Annotated in this window: 14 protein-coding genes; 5 read left to right on the top strand and 9 right to left on the bottom strand. The window is 73.6% G+C overall.

Going from position 1 to position 19,469, the window contains the following annotated elements:
* Positions 1-87: 87 nt before the first annotated feature.
* The 3 genes from CEQ11_RS06415 to CEQ11_RS06405 all read left to right on the top strand — a co-directional run bounded on the left by CEQ11_RS06415 (position 88) and on the right by CEQ11_RS06405 (position 6,745).
* Positions 88-1,773, top strand: a complete 1,686-nt coding sequence (locus tag CEQ11_RS06415; RefSeq protein ID WP_088478112.1) for an ABC transporter substrate-binding protein — start codon at positions 88-90, stop codon at positions 1,771-1,773.
* A 210-nt stretch (positions 1,774-1,983) separates the two neighbouring features.
* A complete protein-coding gene (locus tag CEQ11_RS06410) occupies positions 1,984-3,465 on the top strand; it encodes a malate:quinone oxidoreductase (RefSeq protein ID WP_088478111.1) in 1,482 nt (493 codons plus the stop codon).
* Between the two features lie 4 nt (positions 3,466-3,469).
* A complete protein-coding gene (locus tag CEQ11_RS06405) occupies positions 3,470-6,745 on the top strand; it encodes an efflux RND transporter permease subunit (protein WP_088478110.1) in 3,276 nt (1,091 codons plus the stop codon).
* 139 nt (positions 6,746-6,884) lie between these two features.
* Here the strand turns inward: CEQ11_RS06405 and CEQ11_RS13295 are convergent, their stop codons facing one another.
* Positions 6,885-9,968 (bottom strand): AAA family ATPase, encoded by a 3,084-nt coding sequence (locus CEQ11_RS13295; protein WP_088478109.1) that lies wholly within the window; start codon positions 9,966-9,968, stop codon positions 6,885-6,887.
* Positions 9,965-11,179: an exonuclease SbcCD subunit D gene (locus CEQ11_RS06395; protein WP_088478108.1), complete on the bottom strand. Its 1,215-nt coding sequence runs from the start codon at positions 11,177-11,179 to the stop codon at positions 9,965-9,967. Before CEQ11_RS06395 ends, CEQ11_RS13295 begins: the two co-directional genes overlap by 4 nt.
* A gap of 76 nt (positions 11,180-11,255) precedes the next feature.
* On the opposite strand from CEQ11_RS06395, the gene CEQ11_RS06390 reads away from it, so the two are divergent.
* Positions 11,256-12,407: an ADP-ribosylglycohydrolase family protein gene (locus CEQ11_RS06390; protein ID WP_227718769.1), complete on the top strand. Its 1,152-nt coding sequence runs from the start codon at positions 11,256-11,258 to the stop codon at positions 12,405-12,407.
* Between the two features lie 90 nt (positions 12,408-12,497).
* Here CEQ11_RS06390 and CEQ11_RS06385 read toward each other — a convergent pair whose 3' ends face one another.
* From CEQ11_RS06385 to clpS, 7 genes are read right to left on the bottom strand one after another with little or no spacing between them, the layout of a single operon-like run.
* Positions 12,498-13,634, bottom strand: coding sequence for an exonuclease domain-containing protein (locus tag CEQ11_RS06385; protein ID WP_088478106.1), 1,137 nt, complete (start codon positions 13,632-13,634; stop codon positions 12,498-12,500).
* Positions 13,631-14,338 (bottom strand): non-canonical purine NTP pyrophosphatase, encoded by a 708-nt coding sequence (locus tag CEQ11_RS06380; RefSeq protein WP_088478105.1) that lies wholly within the window; start codon positions 14,336-14,338, stop codon positions 13,631-13,633. The genes CEQ11_RS06385 and CEQ11_RS06380 overlap by 4 nt, the downstream gene beginning before the upstream one ends.
* A complete protein-coding gene (rph, locus tag CEQ11_RS06375; RefSeq protein ID WP_067188817.1) occupies positions 14,335-15,090 on the bottom strand; it encodes a ribonuclease PH in 756 nt (251 codons plus the stop codon). Before rph ends, CEQ11_RS06380 begins: the two co-directional genes overlap by 4 nt.
* Positions 15,091-15,112: 22 nt before the next feature.
* Entirely contained in the window at positions 15,113-15,928 is an 816-nt protein-coding gene (locus CEQ11_RS06370) for an MBL fold metallo-hydrolase (RefSeq protein WP_088478104.1), read from the bottom strand.
* Positions 15,925-16,872 (bottom strand): glutamate racemase, encoded by a 948-nt coding sequence (murI, locus tag CEQ11_RS06365; protein WP_088478103.1) that lies wholly within the window; start codon positions 16,870-16,872, stop codon positions 15,925-15,927. The genes CEQ11_RS06370 and murI overlap by 4 nt, the downstream gene beginning before the upstream one ends.
* The gene (locus CEQ11_RS06360; protein ID WP_088478102.1) at positions 16,869-17,696 is read right to left on the bottom strand and encodes a DUF2017 family protein; all 828 of its coding nucleotides are present in this window, start codon (positions 17,694-17,696) and stop codon (positions 16,869-16,871) included. Before CEQ11_RS06360 ends, murI begins: the two co-directional genes overlap by 4 nt.
* A gap of 4 nt (positions 17,697-17,700) precedes the next feature.
* Complete coding sequence (clpS, locus tag CEQ11_RS06355; protein WP_088478101.1) at positions 17,701-18,024, bottom strand: ATP-dependent Clp protease adapter ClpS; 324 nt, start codon at positions 18,022-18,024, stop codon at positions 17,701-17,703.
* 85 nt (positions 18,025-18,109) lie between these two features.
* Here clpS and CEQ11_RS06350 point away from each other — a divergent pair, with 85 nt between their 5' ends.
* Positions 18,110-19,462 (top strand): nicotinate phosphoribosyltransferase, encoded by a 1,353-nt coding sequence (locus tag CEQ11_RS06350; RefSeq protein WP_227718768.1) that lies wholly within the window; start codon positions 18,110-18,112, stop codon positions 19,460-19,462.
* Positions 19,463-19,469: the final 7 nt, after the last annotated feature.

Raw genomic sequence — 19,469 nt, 5'->3', positions numbered from 1 at the left:
CGGCCGCGCCCGTCCGGAGGACACCGCACCAGGGTGCCCCGCCGCAGGGACGGCGCCCAGACCGAACGACACCGAGGGAGGCCTGCCATGGAGCCGTCGCGCCGTGCCGCCCTGGGCCTGGGCCTGTCCGGGCTCGCCCTCGCCGCGGCAGGCTGCACCGAGGACCTGCGCCGCCCGGCTTCGCCGACTCCCTCGCCGAGCGCCTCCTCGAGCGCAGTCGCGGCGACCGGACCCCGCGGCCGGACCCTGGTGGTCGGCTCCCCCGGGCGTCTCACCTCCCGCGACCCTCACCTGCAGTGGGACTCGGAGACTTTCCGCGTCTCCCGCCAGGTGTTCGAGACCCTGCTGGGTGTGGACCCGGAGACCGGCACCGCCGTGCCCGCCCTGGCCGCGAGTCACGAGGTGACCGCCGACGGTCGCATCCACCGCTTCCGCCTGCGCGAGGGGGTGGTGTTCTCCGACGACACCCCGTGCGATGCGGCTGCCGTGGCCGCCAACGTGGAGCGCTGGGCGGCGAAGGATGAGCGCGAGGACGTCACCGCCTCCCCCTTCGTCTCCGTCTTCGGCGCCCACCTGGGCGAGGAGGACTGCCGTCTGGACTCCGTCGAGGTCGAGGACGAGCTGACCCTGCGTCTGACGCTCAGCACGCCGCTGCGACATCTGGCGATGGCCCTGACGGCACCGCATTTCGCCATCTCCTCGCCCCAGTCCTGGGAACGCACCGCCCATACCCCCGAGGGCAGCGTCTTCTCCCCCGCCGGCACGGGGCCCTATCGCTGGGCCACGGCACAGGAGTCGCACGCGGCCCTCTCTGCCGCCTCGGCAGTGCGCCGGGGCGCCGTGCTGGTCGCCAGCTCCACCTACCGCGGCGAGCGCCCCCAGGCGTCCCCGGTGATCGTGGCCTCCTGGGGCCGGGTCGGCACCCGCCTGCGCGAGTTCCGCCGCGGCCATGCGGACGTCATCGACGTGGTCTCCCCGCCGCAGCTGCGCCCGCTCGTGGAGTCCGGCGCCCAGGTCCTGCAGCGCGACCCGCTGTCCGTGCTCTACCTGGGCATGAACATGGCGCACCCGGTGATGGGCTCGCTCTACGTCCGGCAGGCCGTGGCGCACGGCGTGGACCGGCCGGCCCTCGCCCGCTCCAGGCTCTTCCTGGACGGCACCTCGATGGCCCATGACGTGGTGCCGCCGACCCTGGGCGTGGCCAACGAGGACGCCGAGCGCTACGACATCAACCCCCGTGAGGCCCGCGGCCTGCTCCATCTGGCCGGCTACGAGGGCGAGCCGCTCGAGTTCCTCTACCCGACCGGCACGGGCCGGCCGTCCCTGCCCACACCGGAGCTCGTCTACGCCCGGATCGCCGAGGACCTCGGGAAGATCGGGCTGAACATCGTGCCCGTGCCCGTGCCCGCGGACGAGGACTACCAGCGCACGGTCCGTGAGCGCGAGGGCCGAGCGCTGCACCTGATGAGCCGTGACGGCCTCTTCCGCGACCCCCACGCCTTCATCGAGCCGCTCTGCCGTTCGGACGCCGCGGAGACGAACTACGCGAACCCCCACGTGCTGCGGCTGCTGCAGCGCGCGGCTCTGGCCGAGGACGACGATCGCCGTCGCGAGGTGTTCGGGCAGATCCTCGCCTCCCTCGCCCTCGACCTCCCGGTGCTGCCGCTGGTCTACCCGATCTCCGCGGCCGCCGTGGGCGCCCGGGTCCAGGCCTACCCGACCTCCCCGCTGCTGGACGAGCACTACTCCTCCGTTCGGCTCTCCGCCGACTGAGCGGCACCTGCCCGCAGTGCGTCCGGGGCCGCCCGCCCCGGCCCGCCGGAGTGAGTCCCGTCATGCCCGTGACAGGACGTGGGCGCGGCGTCCGCGGTAGTAGACTTGGGCCCGAGCGGACGGACCCCGCAGACCTCCCGTCCACGGTGGTCGGGACCGGGTCCCACCCGCACCCGCATCCGCGTCCTTGACCTCGGAGAGTTGTTTTTCGTGACCACGCAGACCACCACCACCCACGACGTCGTCCTCATCGGCGGCGGCATCATGTCCGCCACGCTCGGCACCCTGCTGCAGAAGCTGGAGCCGACCTGGTCGATCGCCCTCTACGAGAACCTGGACCAGGCCGGCCTGGAGTCCTCGGACCCGTGGAACAACGCCGGCACCGGCCACGCCGCCCTGTGCGAGCTGAACTACGCACCCCGCCAGGCCGACGGCACCGTGGACCCGACCAAGGCCCTCGGCATCAACGAGCAGTTCTGGGTGTCCCGCCAGTTCTGGTCCTCCCTCATGCAGGACGGCACTCTGAAGGACCCGAAGTCCTTCATCAACCCGCTGCCGCACATGTCCTTCGTGTGGGGCGACGACCATGCCGACTACCTGCAGGCCCGCTACGAGGCGATGTCCGCGCAGCCGCTGTTCGAGACCATGGAGCACACCGAGGACCCGGAGAAGATCCGCGAGTGGACCCCGCTGCTCATCAACGGCCGCCACGACGGCAAGCGCCTGGCCGCCTCCCGCGTGGCCGGCGGCACCGACGTCGACTTCGGCGCCCTGACCCGCCAGCTCGTCACCCACATGGCCGACTCCGGCGTGGACGTGCGCTTCGGCCACAAGGTGACCGGCCTCACCCGCGGCACCGACGGCCGCTGGGAGGTCGGCGTGAAGAACCGCGCCGCCGGCGAGTCCTTCACCGACCGCGCCCGCTTCGTGTTCATCGGCGCCGGCGGCGGCGCCCTGCACCTGCTGCAGGCCTCGGGCATCCCGGAGGCCAAGGGCTTCGGCGGCTTCCCGGTGTCCGGCCAGTTCCTGCGCTGCACCGACGAGTCGATCGTGTCCCAGCACATGGCCAAGGTCTACGGCCAGGCCCAGGTCGGCGCCCCGCCGATGTCCGTGCCGCACCTGGACACCCGCTTCGTCGACGGCAAGCGCTCACTCCTGTTCGGCCCGTACGCCGGCTTCTCCACCAACTTCCTGAAGTCGGGCTCCTACCTGGACCTGCCGATGTCGGTCCGTCCGCACAATCTGGTGCCGATGCTCGCCGTGGCCAAGGACAACATGGACCTGACGAAGTACCTGGTCACCGAGGTCCTGAAGTCCCAGGACAAGAAGGTCGAGGCCCTCAAGGACTTCTTCCCGGAGGCCGACGGCTCGAAGTGGGAGCTGATCACCGCGGGCCAGCGCGTCCAGGTGATGAAGAAGGACAAGAAGAAGGGCGGCGTGCTGCAGTTCGGCACCGAGGTCGTCACCCACGGCGACGGTTCCCTGGGCGCCCTGCTCGGCGCCTCCCCGGGCGCCTCCACCGCCGCGCCGATCATGCTGTCCCTCCTGGAGCGCTGCTTCCCGGCCAAGATGGACGTCTGGAAGCCGCAGTTCGAGGCGCTGGTGCCGTCCTACGGCCGCAAGCTCAACGAGGACCGCGCCCTGCTGGACGAGGTGCGCTCGGCCACCGACTCCGCCCTGCAGCTGAACTGACCTCGTGAGGGCTCTCGCGCGGTTCTCCCTGGCACACCGCGCACTGATCGCGCTGGTCACGGTGTTCTGCACCGTGTTCGGCGTGATCGCGGCGGGCCAGCTCAAGCAGGAGCTGGTCCCGTCGCTGGAGCTGCCGGTGATCTCCGTCACCACGGTATATCCGGGTGCCGGCCCCGAGGTCGTCGACGACGCCGTCGGCGAACCCCTTGAGCGTGCTCTCCAAGCCGTCGAGGGGCTCGAGTCGACGCGGTCGACCTCGTCGAACGGCTTCAACGCCGTGCTCCTGCAGTTCGAGTACGGGACCGATCTGAACCGTGCCCGCGGTCAGGTCGACCGCGCCGTCTCCAACCTCGCCCCGCAGCTGCCGGACGAGGCGGAGACCACCTCCTTCGCCGGCTCGTTCTCCGACTTCCCGGTGATGTTCCTCGCGGTGTCCTCGGACTCGGACCTGAACCGCACCCGGCAGCGGGTGGAGGACGTGGCGGTGCCCCGACTCCAGCGTCTGGAGGGCGTGCGCGGCGCGGAGGTCACCGGCGGCACACAGGAGTACGTCTCGATCGTCCCGGACCAGGCGGGGCTCGCCGCCGCGGGGCTGTCCACGCAGGACATCGTCACCGCACTCGAGGAGAACGCCGGCCTGTTCCCCATCGGCCAGGTGACGGAGGGCTCGCTGACGCTCCCCGTCCAGGCCGGGTCTCCCGTCGAGGACATCGAGGATCTGAAGGACATCGTGCTGGTGCCCGCGGACGGCGAGGCCTCCTCCCCGGACCGCGCTCCCCCGGCCCTGGGCGATGTCGCGGAGGTCTCGATGGCCGAGGCCGAGCCCACATCGGTCTCCCGCACCAACGGCGTGGACACGCTGTCCCTGAGCATCACTGCCACCCCGGACGCTGATCTGGTGCGCGTCTCCGAGGCCGTGGAGGAGATCCTGCCGGAGCTGGCGGGCGTCGTCGGGGACAACGCCCGCTTCACGGTGGTCTTCGATCAGGCCCCGTTCATCCAGCAGTCCATCGACACGCTGTTCCTGGAGGGCGTCCTGGGCCTGGGCTTCGCGGTCCTGGTGATCGCCGTCTTCCTGCTCTCCCTGCGCTCCACCCTGGTCACGGCGGTCTCGATCCCGCTGTCGCTGCTGGCCACGCTGATCGGCGTCTGGCTGTCCGGCTACTCGCTGAACATGCTCACCCTGGGCGCGCTGACCATCGCGATCGGCCGTGTGGTGGACGACTCGATCGTGGTGGTGGAGAACATCCGCCGCCACCTCGGCCTCGGCGAGGATCGGCGCACGGCGATCGTGCGCGGCACCGGCGAGGTCGGTCTGGCGATCACCGCCTCCACCCTCACCTCGGTGGCGGTGTTCCTCCCGGTCGCGTTCGTCTCCGGCCTGGCCGGCGAGCTGTTCCGGCCGTTCGCCGTGACCATGTCCCTGGCCCTGCTGGTCTCCCTGCTGGTGGCGTTGACGATCGTGCCGGTGCTGTCCTTCTGGTTCCTCGGCGGCACGGCGTCGCGGCGGACAGCGGGACAGGCGGCCGCTCAAGGGCTTGTCGACGACGACCCCTCGCCCTCCGCTCGTCCGGTCGCCCACGCCTCCTGGCTGTCCCGGGCGTACCGCCCGGTGCTCCGCAGCACCCAGGCTCATCCGAAGACCACGATCGCCGCCGCGCTGGCCGTGCTCGTCGGCACCGGGGCCCTCGTCCCTCTGCTGCCCACCAACCTGCTGGGCGACACGGGCCAGAACTCCTTCACCGTCACCGCGCGCCAGAGTCCAGGCTCCTCGCTGGAGGCCACGACCGCCGCGGCCGAGAAGGTCGACGAGGCGCTGCGCGGAACCGAGGGCGTGCAGGATGTGCAGTTCACGGTCGGCTCGGCCGGGATGATGGCGATGTTCGGCGGCGGCGCCACGGACGAGGCCAGCTTCACCGTGGTCACCGACCCGGCCGTGGACCAGCCCGCCCTGCAGGACGAGGTGCGCGGCAGGCTGGCCCGTCTGCAGGGCGTGGGCGAGGTGGAGGTCTCCCCCGCCGAGGGCTTCGGCGGCTCGGACATCGAGGTCACGGTCACCGCGCCGACCCCGGAGCAGCTGTCCACCGCAGCGGAGCAGGTCGCGGACCGGATGCGCGGCCTGGAGGGTGTGCGCGAGGTGACCACGCCGGCCACAGACACCCGCCCCACCTTCCAGGTCGAGGTCGACCCGCAGGCCGCGGCCGCGGCCGGGCTCACCGAGGAGGCGGTCTCCGGCCAGGTGGCCGCCGCGTTGGATGCGGTCCCCTCTGGCCAGGTGCGCTTCGGGTTCACCGACTACACCGTGCGCCTGGGCGATCCCGAGCCGGTCACCTCTCGCGCCGAGCTCGAGGCCGTCGAGGTCATGACCCCCACCGGGCCGGTGGCCCTGTCCGAGCTGGCAGAGGTCCGCCAGGAGGACGTCCCGGCGAGCGTGACCTCCTCCGACGGCGAGCGGACCGCGATGGTGTCCGTGACTCCCGGCTCCGACGACCTCGGCGCGGCCGCCGCGGCTGTCCGTGAGGCCCTCGACGGCATGGAGTTCGCCGAGGGCGTCGCGGCGGAGATCGGGGGCGCCGCCTCCCAGCAGGAGAAGACGTTCCGGGATCTGGGACTGGCCCTGCTGGCGGCGGTGGCGGCGGTGTACGTCGTCATGGTGGCGACGTTCCGCTCGCTGCTGCAGCCGTTCGTGCTGCTGGTCTCCATCCCGTTCGCAGCCACCGGCGCGTTCATCGCCCTGCTGGTGACGGGCACCTCCCTGGGGCTGCCGAGCCTGATCGGCATGCTCATGTTGGTGGGCGTGGTGGTGACGAACGCGATCGTGCTGATCGACCTGATCAACCAGTACCGCCGGGATGTGGGGCTCGGGCTGGACGAGGCGATCGAGCTGGGTGCGCTGAACCGCGTCCGCCCGGTGGTCATGACGGCCCTGGCGACCATCCTGGCGCTCATGCCGATGGCCCTGGGCGTGACCGGCCACGGCGGTTTCATCTCGCAGCCGCTGGCGGTGGCGGTGGTGGGCGGCCTGCTGTCCTCCACGGTGCTGACGCTGGTCGTGCTGCCCGTGCTCTACCGGCTCGCGGAGGCCCGCGGTGAGCGCCGCCGCCTGGCGGAGCAGTCCCGGATCGAGCAGGCCCGGGCCGAGCAGGAACGACAGCTGCGCGAGGCCGCGGCGGCCGCACAGGCCGGTGCCGGGGACCCCGCCCCCGCTCCGGGCCGTCGGCGCCGCGGCCTGCGCGAGCGCCTGAGGAAACTCACTCCGCGGCGACGCCGCACCGCCTGAGCGTGACTGCCGACGTCGGCAGCGCCTGAGCAGCGTTGCCGGCCGCGGCAGCGCCTGAGCGCCGTTGCCGACGCCGCGCCACCGACTCACGCGACCAGGGCCACCGATCGCGCGCTCGAGGCCCTTCCCACCCCCGGTCTCAGTCTCCGTCGTGGACGGCGAGCGAGGAGCCGCGGCGGTGCTTGGTGACGGCCAGGCGGGTGGGGATGTCGTTCTTCATGCGCTCGACGTGGCTGACGAGCCCGACGGTGCGGCCGCCGGTGCGCAGGGAGTCCACGACCCCCATCACCTCGTCCAGGGTCTCCGTGTCCAGGGACCCGAACCCCTCGTCCACGAAGAGCGTGTCCAGCTCGATGCCGCCGGAGGCCGCCTGCACGGTGTCCGCAAGTCCCAGGGCGAGGGACAGGGAGGCCGTGAAGGTCTCGCCTCCGGACAGGGTGGAGGGGTGCCTGACCTCGTCCACATAGTGGTCGCGCACGACGATCTCGAGGCCCTTGTTGCCGCGTCCGCCGACCGCGTCCGAGTACTCGAGGCAGTAGCGGTCGTCGGTCATCTTCCGCAGGCGTTCGGAGGCCGCGGCGGCGACCTCTTCGAGGCGCCCGGCCAGCACGTAGCTGGTGAGCGGCATCTTCAGGCGGTTCTCGCCGGAGCCGCGCACCAGGGCGAGCAGGCCGGTGACGCGCTCGTGCTCGGCGATCAGGTCCGCCGCCCGGCCCAGGACCTCGCGCAGGACGGCGGACTGCCGGCGTACGGCGGACACCAGGGCGGCCCGCGAGCCGACGACGGCCGCCTGCTCCCGGGAGGCGGCCTCGGCCGCCTGCAGACGCTCGACGGCGGCCGCGGTCTGCGCCTCGTCCGGCGCCTGCGTCCCCTCCGCCCGGAGCCGGCGGCCCTCGGCCACCAGGGCGGTGGCGGCGAGTTCTGCCAGCGCAGACTCCTCGCGCGCGTAGGCCTGCACGGCGGCCTCCTTCACGGCGGCGTCCTCGGGCGAGAGACGGGCGGCACGGGCCGCAGCCACGTCCGCGAAGTCCTTCTCCGCCAGCGCCGAACGCAGTGCGTCCTCGGCCTGGGCGGCCAGAGCGCCGGCGGAGGCACGGCGGCCGAGGGCCTCGTCGAGGCTCTCCAGCAGCGACCGGGCGGCGACGACGGCGTCCCGGCGCGCCTCCAGGTCCCCGCCCTCGCCGGCGGCCGCGGCGACGGACTCCTCGAGATCGGCGATGCGCTCGGCACGCTGGGCGGACTGCTCCTCGAGCTTGCCGTCCTCGGTGGCCAGCTCGGCCAGGAGCGCGGCGACGGACTCCTGCTTCGTCTGAGCCGTGGTCAGACGGCGGCGTGTCGCCGCCAGGGCACGCTTGGCGGCGGCCAGCTCCTCCTTGGCCGTCTCAGCGGCCGAGACCGCCTCCGAGGCCTCGTCCACGCCCAGTCCGCCGGCGGCGGTCCGCGCCTCGTGGAGGCGAGCCTGGGCGGCGGTCACGTCGGCCGCGGCCGCGGCGGTGGCGGCGGACGCCTTCTCCAGGGCCTTCTCGGCCCGCTGGACGGCGGCCTCGGTGACGTCCTCGTCCACGGGGTCGGCCGGCCGGGGGTGCTCCACGGAGCCGCAAACCAGGCAGGGATGACCGTCCTCGAGCTGCGCGGCAAGCTCGGAGGCGGCCTGCTCGTAGCGGGACCGGAGCAGGTCGAGGCGCCGCTGGGCGGCCTGCTCCTCGGCCTGGCGAGCCTGGGTGTGGGCGGCCTCGGCGGTCTCGAGCTCGGCGGCGCGGGCAGCGGCCGTCTCGGCCGCCTTGCGACGGGCCCGCGCGGCGGCCAACTCCGCGTCCACGGCGTCCTGGGCGCCGAGCTTCGCGGCGCCGGCCTCGACCTCGTCCCGCAGCGCGGCGACCTCCTCAGCCCGGGCGTCGCGCTCGGTCTCCGCGGTCCGGCGCTCCCCCACGATGGCCTCACGGCGCTGCGCGGCGGCGGCCTGCTGCTCCTGCAGCCGTCCGATGCGGGTGCGGTCCTTCAGGGCCGCGGCGACCGCCTCGGCGGCGGAGGCGCCGGCCTGGACGGCGGAGCGCACGGCCTTCCGGGCACGTTCCTCCTGCACCGTCTCCCGGGCCTCTGCCTGCTCGCCCTGCTGCACCTCCCCCTGCTCCGCGCGGGCCGCGGCCAGCCATCCGGCGGCGGTGGCGTCGGCTTCGGCCCGCTCGCGGGCAGCCTCTTCCTGGGCGGCGGCGGACTCCGCGGCGCCCGCCGCCTTCTCGGCGCGGGCGGCGGCGGTGACCACGGCCTCGGCGCGGCGGTGGGCTTCCACGGCCGTCCGGTCCGCGGCGGTGGCCTCGGCCTTCGAGCGATGGTCCTCGTCCCGGACCGCCCAACCCGCGGCGGCCTCGAGCGCCTGGCCGGTGCGGCGCAGCTGCTCGAGCGCGGTGCGTGCGGCCTTCTCGGCGGCCACGGCCTCGTCCTGGCGGGCCGTCGCCGCGGCGTGGGCGGCGTCGGCCCGCTCGGCGACCAGCGTCAGGAGGTCGTCGTCGTCCTCCGGATAGGGGGCGGGGTCGTGCCAGTCCTGGCCGAGCTCCTCGCGGGCGGCCTCACGCAGCTGCTCGCGCGCGCTCTGCGCGATCTGCCTGTCCGCGGCGGCACGGCTGTCCAGGCGGTCGGCCTCGGCCTTGAGGTGCTCTTCCACGCCGTCGAACCGCTGGGTGCCGAACAGCCGGCGGAGCAGGTCCCGGCGCTCGTCCGATGTGGCCGTGAGGAAGCGCGCGAACTGGCCCTGCGGGAGCATGACGACCTGCATGAACTGCTCGGCGTCCAGGTGCATCACGGAGGCGATCTGCTGGCCGACCTCGTCCGCGCGGGTCAGCGGCGCCGTCCAGGCGCCGTCCTTCAGCTCGCGCAGGGACACGGAGGCCGGGGTCGTGGTGGTGCCCTTCCCCCGCTTCTTGGGACGCGCGTGGCGGGGCGAGCGGAGCACCTCGAAGCGCCGTGTCTGGACGGTGAACTCGACGAGCACTTCCGGGGCCACGGTACCGGCGGGACGGAGCGTGGTGACCAGGGAATCGGGCGAGCGGCCGCCCGGCACGGAGCCGTAGAGGGCGTAGCAGAGCGCGGTGAGGATGGTGGACTTGCCGGCGCCGGTGGGACCGTCCAGCAGGAACAGCCCGGCGCTGTTGAGCGCCTCGAAGTCCACGTCCTGGGTCTCGGCGTACGGGCCGATCCCGGTGAGGCGGATGCGGTGGATCCTCATGCCTGGGCCTCCTGCAGACGGGCGGCGGAGAGGGCGGCGTCCAGCAGGGCCGTCTCCTCCTCGGTGGCGGCGCGCTCGCGCACGTGGTGCACGAAGCCGGTGGTCAGGGCCAGGTCGGACGGGGCGTCCCGCAGCGCCTGGGCGTAGGTCTTCTCCCGCTCCTTGCGCCCACCGGCGGGCTCGTGGCGGAAGACGAGCACGTGCGGGTAGCGCGTGCGCAGGCGCTCCAGCGCCTTCTCCGGGCGCTCGTCGTCTGTGACGGTGACCTGAACCCAGCGGTCCTCGGCCCAGTCGAACTCGGCGGACTCGAGCAGTTCGGCGATCGGTCCGGAGAGCACGGCGAGCCGGCGCCCGCCGGTCCAGTCCACCTTCTCCACCGCGGTCACCGCACCGCCGGTGACGTGGACGAGCCAGCCGCCCTTGTCCTGCGCCCATTCGCCGAAGGAGTACGGCAGCGGGGAGCCGGAGTAGCGCACGTGTTCGGCCATGGTCTGACGGCCGTGCAGGTGGCCGAGGGCCACGTAGTCCAGACCGTCGAACACGCTCACGGGCACCTGGCCGAGCGTGCCGACGAGCGCCTCGGGGTCCTCGGCGCCGCAGTCCAGGTGCTCGCCCTCGCCGATGTCCCGCTCCCCCTCGGACCCCCGGCCGCCGGCGGCGAAGAGGTGGGCGAGCACGATCGAGGCGAGCGGGCCGCCGTCGGGGTCCTGCCGACGCGCGGCGAGGTCCGCGCGGATGCGGCGCACGGCTTCCTGCATCACCGGCGTGTGATGCGGGTCCACGTCCCACTCCTGTCCGAGGTGGCGGGGTTCCAGGTAGGGGATGCCGTACACGGCGGCCCGCTCCCCGTCCCGGCCCTCCAGGAGGATCGGCTCGGCCAGGCGCTCCGGGTCGGTGCGCAGGTGCACGCCGGAGGCCTCCATGAGGGCGCCGCCGAAGCCGAGGCGGACGGCGGAGTCGTGGTTGCCGCTGGTCATGACCACGGCGGCGCCGGCGGCGCGGATCGCGGCGAGGGTCTCGTCCAGCAGGCGCACGGCGTCCGCCGGCGGCAGGGCACGGTCGTAGACGTCCCCGGCCAGGAGTACGGCGTCCACGCCGCGCTCGCGCACGGTGGCCACCAGCTGGTCCAGCACGGCGCGCTGCGACTCGAGCAGTCCGGTGCCGTGGAAGGAGCGGCCGATGTGCCAGTCGGAGGTGTGGAGCAGGATCATGGTCGTCACTCTAGTGAGGCCCGCGGACAGGATAAGGGCGGGCTGTGCACAGCCGGCGCTCACTAGCATGGGAGGCATGACCGCCGAGCCCCTCGCTGACCCGCGCCTGCCCGACTATCCCGCCCGCGTCCTGGCCACCCTCGCCGCCGGGGCGGCCGGAGACGCCTACGGCTACACCGTGGAGTTCGACCGCGCCGACGCGATCGTGTCCGCCTGGGGCCCGGTGGGCCTCGGGACCCCGGCCGAGCTGCTCGAGCGCCTGGGCGTGGAGCACCTGCCGATCTCCGACGACACGCAGATGACCCTCTTCGTGTCCGACGGCCTGCGCGAGTGGATCGAATGGCAGAACCGCGGACAGATGGCCGACGCCGCCGCCTGCGTCTGGCTGGCCTGCCTGCGCTGGCACCGCACCCAGACCGGCGCCCTGCCACAGGGAGCTCCCCCGGCACAGGACACCTGGCTGGATGCCCGCCGCGAGCTCCACGAGCGCCGCGCCCCCGGCAACGCCTGCCTGTCCGGCCTCGCCGAGCCCGGCATGGGCGTGCCCACGGACCCGAAGAACCCGGACTCCAAGGGGTGCGGCACCATCATGCGCTCGGCGCCCTACGGCATGGTCCCCGGCCTGCCGGACACCCATGTGGCGTCCTTCGCCCGCCAGGGTGCCGTGCTCACCCATGGGCATCCGACCGCCTGGACCTCCGCGGCCGCCTTCGCCCTGATCGTGGACGCGCTCTTCGCCGGCCGCACCCTGACCGAGGCCGTGGAGACCGGCCGTGCCTGGCTCGCCGCCCAGGGCGAGGACGCAGCCGAGTCCCTCACCGCCCTCGAGCTCGCCCGTGAGCTGGCCGTCACGGCGGAGAGGGACGACGACGGCACGCGCCTGGGTGCCCCGGGGCACCTCCCCGTGGGGCTGGGCGAGGGCTGGGTGGCCGAGGAGGCGCTGGCGATCGCCGTCTACGCCGCACTCGTGGCCGAGCGGACGACGGACACCCCGGCCGCCGCGCTGGCCCTGGCCCTGCGGATCGGCGCGAACCACGACGGCGACTCGGACTCCACCGCCTCCCTGGCCGGGCAGCTGCTCGGCGCCGCCCACGGCATGGCGGTGTTCGGCGTGGAGTCGGCCGACGGGGTCCCGGTGGCGGCGCTGGCCGACGCGGTGCCGGACTGGATCGCCGAGCGCGACGTGGTGGTCGAGGCCGCCGAACGCTGGGTGGCCGCCACCAGCTGACGATGTCGGCTGTCCTCCGCCAGGAGGCCGCCCGCCTCCCGCCGGCCACCGGTGCCGATGGTCGTCGAGCCCGTGGCGGGGCGGCCGGCATCACCGGGCGGCCGGGGGCCAGTTCCCGCCGAGCATCTGGAGGAATTCGGGCTCGGAGACCAGGGCGATCTGCTGTCCGGCCGCGCGACGGCGCAGCGCGTCGCGGGTCTTGCGGTGGGCCAGGGCCGTGGTGGTGACGCGGTCCGCGCCGCGGGCCGGGGCGCCGGAGCCGTCCGCCTCCCTGGCGGTGAGGACGAGATCCTCGGCGCAGAAGCCGTCCCCGATGACGAGCATGGTGGTGCGGGCGCTGACGCGGGAGGAGGGCTGCGCGCCGAGCGCAGCCGCCCGGTCCTTGGCCTCCTGCCGGGACATGCCGATGCCGCCGGTGAACACCACGACGTGCCCGAACAGGGGGTTCTGCGGGGACGCGTCCGGGTTGGCCGGCGTGTTCACGCCCTCCTCCGGCCAGCGCATGAAGTCCGGCATGGAGCGGTCGGAGCGCAGCGGCACCCGGGCGTCGAAGACGTCCTTCATGTCCCGCGCCTGACGGGTGGGACGGGACTCGTGCCCCCGGCCGTGGGGGTGGCCGGCGAGGCGGCCGACCTTGAGGCCGTGGGCGCCCAGGACGTGGGCGACCGGCACCGGGCCGGCGGCGTCGTGATGGGCGCGGCGCCCGACGTCGATCAGGATCGCGGCGCAGGCCTCGGCGTCCGCGAGCGCCTCATGGTGGCGGCCGGGCACGAAGCCGGCGGCGCGGCTGGCCGAGGGCAACGCGTAGCTGGGCAGGTCGTAGGCCTTGCGGGCCAGCATGAGCGTGCACGCGTACTCCAGCGGGGGCACGTCCGCATCCGAGACCTCGAGGGCGGACTCGATGACGCCGACGTCGAAGCCCGCGTTGTGGGCCACGAGGACGTCCTGGCCGCAGAAGGCCCGCAGGTCCGCGAACACCTCGGCGAAGCGCGGCTGACGGGCGACCCGCTCCGCGGTGATGCCATGGATCCGCACGTTGCGGGGGTCGAAGCGGTCGAAGCCCAGCGGCGGCCGCATCATCCAGGAGGCGCGGTCCACCATCGCCCCGTCCCGCACGCGGACGACTCCCACGGAGCAGGGCGAGCCGCGGAAGCCGTTGGCGGTCTCGAAGTCGATCGCCGTGAAGTCCAGCCCGGGCACGGGCGCGGAGGACGACGGGGCGCTCATGTGGTGTGCGCCTCCTGGGCGCGCAGGGCCTCGACGAGGGCCGGCAGCAGCGCGGTGAACGCCTCGCCGCGGTGGCTGATGGCGTTCTTCTCCTCCGCGGACAGCTGTGCGGTGGACACCTGCCGACCCTCGGGCTGGAGGATCGGGTCATAGCCGAAGCCGCCGTCGCCCACCGGCGCGGTGAGCAGGGTGCCGCGCAGGTGCCCCTCGGCGACGGTCTCGAAGACGATCTCACGGGCCCCGTCGGCGCCGGCCGGGCCCGGCACGGCGAGCGCGGCGCAGCAGACGAACCCCGCGCCGCGGTGCTCGGCCGGCACGTCCGCGAGCTGGTCCAGCAGCAGGCGGAGGTTCGCGGCGTCGTCCCCGTGGCGGCCTGCCCACCGGGCCGAGAAGATCCCCGGGGCGCCCCCGAGGACGTCGACGGACAGTCCGGAGTCGTCCGCCACGGCGATGAGGCCGGAGGCCGAGGCCACCGCGCGGGCCTTCTTCAGGGCGTTCGCGGAGAACGTCACGCCGTCCTCGACCACGTCCGGGGCGTCGACGGCCGCGGCGTCCACCACGGCGGCGTCCACATCCAGCTCCGGCATGGCGGCGGCGAGCATCTGGCGCAGCTCGCGGACCTTGCCGGCGTTGCGGGTGGCCAGGACCAGGCGGGCTCCGGCGGGGACGCCGTGCTCCGTCCCGGCGGGGGCGGTTCGGCTCATGCCCGCTCCCCACGGAGGGTCTCGGCCTGGATCTGCGCCAGCTCGGCGGTGCCGGACAGGGCCAGGTCCAGGAGGGTGTCCAACTCCTCACGGCGGAACGGGGCGCCTTCGGCGGTGCCCTGGACCTCCACGAAGTCGCCGGAGCCGGTGACCACCACGTTCATGTCCGTCTCCGCCTTGACGTCCTCGACGTAGGGCAGGTCCAGCACGGGCACCCCGTCCACGATGCCCACGGAGATCGCGGAGACCGAGTCCTTGAGGACCTTCGCCTCGCGCTTGACGTGGCCCTCGCGGCGGGCCCACTCGACGGCTTCGACGAGCGCGACGTAGGCGCCGGTGATGGAGGCGGTGCGGGTGCCGCCGTCTGCGTCCAGCACGTCGCAGTCCAGGACGATCGTGTTCTCGCCGAGGGCGTCCATGTCGATCACGGCGCGCAGGGAGCGGCCGATGAGCCGCGAGATCTCGTGCGTGCGGCCGCCGATCTTGCCCTTGATGGACTCGCGGGTGCTGCGGGAGTCCGTGGCGCGCGGGAGCATCGCGTACTCCGCGGTGACCCAGCCGGTCCCCTCGCCCTTGAGCCAGCGGGGCACACCCTCGGTGAAGGAGGCGGTGCAGAGCACACGGGTGTTCCCGAACTCGATCAGGGCCGACCCCTCGGCCTGCCGGGACCAGCCCCGGGTGATGGTGATGGGGCGCAGCTCGTCGACGGCGCGTCCGTCCGGGCGGGTGTGGTTCTGGTCAGCAGCGGTCATGCCCACCAGTCTAGGACCCGCCTCAGACGCGGTAGCTCATGCCGGAGACGGCCACGGTGAGGGGTCCGTCATAGGCCTGCGCGGCCTCGGACACGGCCCGCTGGGGGTCGTTCCACACCGGAAGGTGGGTCAGCAGCAGACGCCCGGCGCGGGCACGGGCGGCCATGCGCCCGGCGCGCAGGCCGGTGAGGTGCACGCCCTCGATCGCGTCGTCGCGGCCCTCGTGGAACGCCGCCTCGCAGAGGAACAGGTCGGCGTCGCGGGCGGCCTCGACGAGGCCGTCGCACTCGTCGGTGTCCCCCGAGTAGGTGAGCACGCGGGTGGTGGCGGAGCCGTCCGCGTCCGTCTCGTCCACCTCGATGCGCAGTGCGTAGGCCTCGTCGATGGGGTGGCGCACCGGGTGAGGCGTGATGCGGAACGGGCCGAGCCGGACCGTCGTCAGCGGCTCCCACGTGGTGAAGTCGAAGTCCGGGTGCATGCCGGGCTCCGGGTCCATCCCGTAGGCCACGGCGATGCGCTCGGCGGTGCCGGTCGGGCCCAGCACCGGGACGCGGCCGCGGTGCCAGCCGTCCGGGTTCCAGCGCACGGCCACGTGCAGGCCGCACAGGTCCATGAAGTGGTCCGGGTGCAGGTGGGACAGGCAGACACCGTCCAGGTCCTCCAGCATGATGTAGCGCTGCAGGGTGCCCAGGGAGCCGTTGCCCATGTCCAGCAGGATGCGCCACGTCTTCGGGGTGACGCCGTCCTCGGCCACGCCGTCCGCGGTGACGAGGTAGCAGGAGGCGGGCGACCCCGGGCCGGGGAACGACCCGCTGGCTCCGATGATGGTCAGCTTCATGCGGTGGGCTCCTCCCTCGTGACCGGCGGCCGCCGTCGGCTGCGCTCGATCATCTCGGGCGTGATCTGGGCGAGGACCCCGGTGGGGTACCGCTCACGGACGGTGTCGATGTGCTGGACGGCCCCGACCTCGGGGCCGAGGAAGCGGCGGGCCAGCGTCTGGAACTGCTCGGGGTCGCCGGTCGCCATGAAGCGGTGGTCCACGGCCTGGGCGGCGCCGGCCGCGGAGTGCGGGTGCCCGAGCCCGTGCTGGACGAGGGCACGGTACAGGTCCTTGGCCGTCTCCTCGGCCGAGGAGACCAGGGTGACGTCCTCCCCCATCACGAGGGACAGCACGCCGGTCAGCAGCGGGTAGTGGGTGCAGCCGAGCACCATCGTGTCCACGCCGGCGGCCTTGAGCGGGGCGACGTACTCCTCAGCGGTCTCGATCAGCTCGGGGCCGGTGGTGATGCCGGCCTCCACGAACTCCACGAAGCGCGGGCACGCCGAGGAGACGACCTCCAGGTGCGGCGCGGCGGAGAAGGAGTCCTCGTAGGCGCGGGAGCCCACGGTGGCATGGGTCCCGATCACGCCGATGTGCCCGTTGCGGGTGGCCGCCACGGCGCGGCGCACGGCGGGCTGGATGACCTCCACCACGGGGATCCCGTAGCGACCGGTGTAGCGTTCGCGGGCATCCCGGAGCACGGCGGCCGAGGCCGAGTTGCAGGCGATCACCAGCGCCTTGACCCCCGCCTCCACGAGCTCGTCCATGATGCCGAGCGCCAGCGCGCGGACCTGGGCGATCGGACGGGGACCGTACGGGGCGTGCGCGGTGTCTCCGACGTAGATCAGCGGCTCGTGGGGCAGCTGGTCCATGATCGCGCGGGCCACGGTCAGCCCGCCCACGCCGGAGTCGAAGATGCCGATCGGCGCGGCGGCGGTGGGCCCGGCGGAGGCGGCGTTCATCGGATGTCCTCTCCGGCGTCCGGATCCTCGGCGCCGGGCACGTCCTCCCGGCCGTCCTCGGGCAGGCCGCGCAGCATCTGGTCCATGAGGCTCTCGAGCAGCCACGAGGTGAAGTTGTACAGCAGCGCCATGGCGGACTCTTCGTCCGCGGCGTGCTTCCAGTCGTCCACGGAGTGCACGCGGGCGGCGGACTGCGCGTCCGTGATCCCGAGCCGGGCGGAGAGCACGAGCCTGACGTCGTTGAGGGCGCGGCTGAAGGCCAGGGCCTCGGCGTCGTCCAGGCGCAGCTCGGTGGAGCGCAGCAGCTCGCGGGCACGCTCGGCGTCGGCGAGCTTCGCGTCGATCAGCAGGTCCTCGGCGTCCGCGCGGTGCTCGGCGTCCCGCTGGGCGTCTGCGGCGGCCTTCCCGGGGTCGTCCGCGCCGGCCCCGGACGGCGAGCCGAACGTCGGCGGCAGCAGGCGCAGCAGCGCCGGATCGGCAGGAGCCTCACGGGTGGAGGCGCCGAGGCTGAGGCCGGAGACCAGCGACCAGAAGGCGCCGTCCGCGGCGGAGCCGTCCGCCGACTCGTCCCCGGCCTGCTCCGACGAGGAGGCGCCCTCCGAGGCGGAGTCGGCGGCCGTCGTCATGCCCTCGTCCGGGCGGCCCGGCACAGGCGCCGTGGACGCGGCGTCCCGGGCGGGGGCGGCGGAGTCCCCGGCCGCGTCGTCGCGACGGCCGGTCAGCAGCGTCGCCACATCCTTGAACAGGCCGCGCAGCAGGCGCGCCTCGGCAGGCTCCAGGCGTGCCCGATAGCCGCGCCGTGTCCAGCGGAATCCCTCGGCCACGGTCTCAGCCCTCCGCCTCTTCGAGGGTGGCCCACAGCCCGAAGCCATGCATGGCGCTGACGTGACGCTCGGCCGTCTCGCGGCCGGCGCGTGCCACCACGGCGCGGCCGTTCTCATGGACATGCATCATCAGGGAGTGCGCCTTCGCTGCCGAGTAGCCGAAGTGGCTGCGGAAGACGAAGGCCACATAGCTCATCAGGTTCACGGGGTCGTCCCAGACGACCACGTTCCACGGACGGTCCGCGAGCGCGGCCGGATCCGGGCGCTCCAGCAGAGCGGTGTCGGCGGCGCCATGGGGGCCGGGGACACCGGATTCCGTCGTCGACATGGGCTCCATCCTACTCGCCGTGTTCCCGGGGACGGGGGCGGAACGGACCGTGGAGCCTGCCACACCGTGGCATAGGGTGGCACACGTGAACCACACCGACCTCCCCCAGGACACCGCGCAGCGCGAGCCGTGGCACACCACCACGGCCCTGATGACGGACCACTACGAGCTGACCATGCTGCAGGCCGCCCTGAAGGCCGGCACCGCCCAGCGCAGGAGCCGGTTCGAGCTGTTCACCCGCCGCCTCGCCGACGGCCGCCGCTACGGCGTGGTGGCCGGCACCGGCCGCATCCTCGAGGGCCTGTCCCGCTTCCGCTTCGGCACCGCCGAACTGGACCATCTGACGGACACGAAGGTGGTGGACGATGCGACCCTCCAATGGCTGGCCGACTTCCGGTTCTCCGGCACGATCATCGGCTACGCCGAGGGCGAGGCCTACTTCCCGCACTCGCCGATCCTGCAGGTCGAGTCCACGTTCGCGGAGGCCTGCATCCTCGAGACGTTCCTGCTCTCGGTGATGAACTACGACTCCGCCGTGGCCTCCGCCGCCTCCCGCATGACCGCGGTGGCCGGTGGCCGCCCGTGCATCGAGATGGGCTCGCGCCGCACCCACGAGGAGTCCGCCGTGGCCGCCGCCCGCGCCGCGGTGATCGCGGGCTTCGACTCCACCTCCAACCTGGAGGCGGCCCGCCGCTACGGGCTCCGCACCGGCGGCACCGCCGCCCACTCCTTCACCCTGCTGCACGACTCCGAGCGCGCGGCCTTCGAGGCGCAGGTGGCCGCCCTCGGCGCGGACACCACCCTGCTCGTGGACACCTATGACGTGGAGCAGGGCGTCCGCACCGCCGTGGACGTGGCGGGCAGGGCCCTGAAGAACGTCCGGCTCGACTCCGGCGACCTCGTCTCCCAGACCCACTCCGTCCGCGAGCTGCTGGACGGGCTGGGCAACACGGAGACCGGCATCATGGTCACCTCGGACCTGGACGAGTATGCGATCGCCCACCTGCGCTCCGCCCCGGTGGACTCGTATGGCGTGGGCACCCGCCTGGTCACCGGCTCCGGGGCGCCGACCGCCGCGATGGTCTACAAGCTCGTGGCCCGCCAGAACGACGACGGCGCATGGGTGGACGTGGCCAAGGCCTCCAAGGGCAAGGCCTCCCTGGGCGGCCGCAAGGACGCCGCCCGCCGCCGGGACACCCGCGGCCGCGCCGTCGCCGAGCTGGTGGGCGTCAACCGCTCGCCGGAGGCCGACGCGGACGACCGCCCGCTGCTGCACGAGTTCGTGGTGGACGGCGAGCTGCAGGCGGGCTGGACCGGCCCCGAGGCCGTCACCCGTGCCGCCGAACGCCACCGGGCCTCCCTCGCCGAGCTGCCCGCCTCGGTGGGACGCCTGCAGGCGGGCGAGCCCGCCATCCCCACCCTGTTCCAGGAATTCTGAGGAGGAC

Source organism: Micrococcus sp. FDAARGOS_333 (assembly GCF_002206575.2).
Lineage (GTDB): Bacteria > Actinomycetota > Actinomycetes > Actinomycetales > Micrococcaceae > Micrococcus > Micrococcus lylae.
The sequence above is the reverse complement of the archived record's forward strand: the minus strand, read 5'-3'. Positions and strand labels throughout refer to the sequence as shown.

Excerpts from the sequence above, each read along its gene's own strand:
- CEQ11_RS06415 (WP_088478112.1), top strand. The coding sequence starts at position 88 with ATGGAGCCGTCGCGCCGTGCCGCCCTGGGCCTGGGCCTGTCCGGGCTC.
- CEQ11_RS13295 (WP_088478109.1), bottom strand. The coding sequence starts at position 9,968 with ATGAGGATCCACCGCATCCGCCTCACCGGGATCGGCCCGTACGCCGAG.
- CEQ11_RS06395 (WP_088478108.1), bottom strand. The coding sequence starts at position 11,179 with ATGATCCTGCTCCACACCTCCGACTGGCACATCGGCCGCTCCTTCCAC.
- CEQ11_RS06390 (WP_227718769.1), top strand. The coding sequence starts at position 11,256 with ATGACCGCCGAGCCCCTCGCTGACCCGCGCCTGCCCGACTATCCCGCC.
- CEQ11_RS06385 (WP_088478106.1), bottom strand. The coding sequence starts at position 13,634 with ATGAGCGCCCCGTCGTCCTCCGCGCCCGTGCCCGGGCTGGACTTCACG.
- CEQ11_RS06380 (WP_088478105.1), bottom strand. The coding sequence starts at position 14,338 with ATGAGCCGAACCGCCCCCGCCGGGACGGAGCACGGCGTCCCCGCCGGA.
- rph (WP_067188817.1), bottom strand. The coding sequence starts at position 15,090 with ATGACCGCTGCTGACCAGAACCACACCCGCCCGGACGGACGCGCCGTC.
- CEQ11_RS06370 (WP_088478104.1), bottom strand. The coding sequence starts at position 15,928 with ATGAAGCTGACCATCATCGGAGCCAGCGGGTCGTTCCCCGGCCCGGGG.
- murI (WP_088478103.1), bottom strand. The coding sequence starts at position 16,872 with ATGAACGCCGCCTCCGCCGGGCCCACCGCCGCCGCGCCGATCGGCATC.
- clpS (WP_088478101.1), bottom strand. The coding sequence starts at position 18,024 with ATGTCGACGACGGAATCCGGTGTCCCCGGCCCCCATGGCGCCGCCGAC.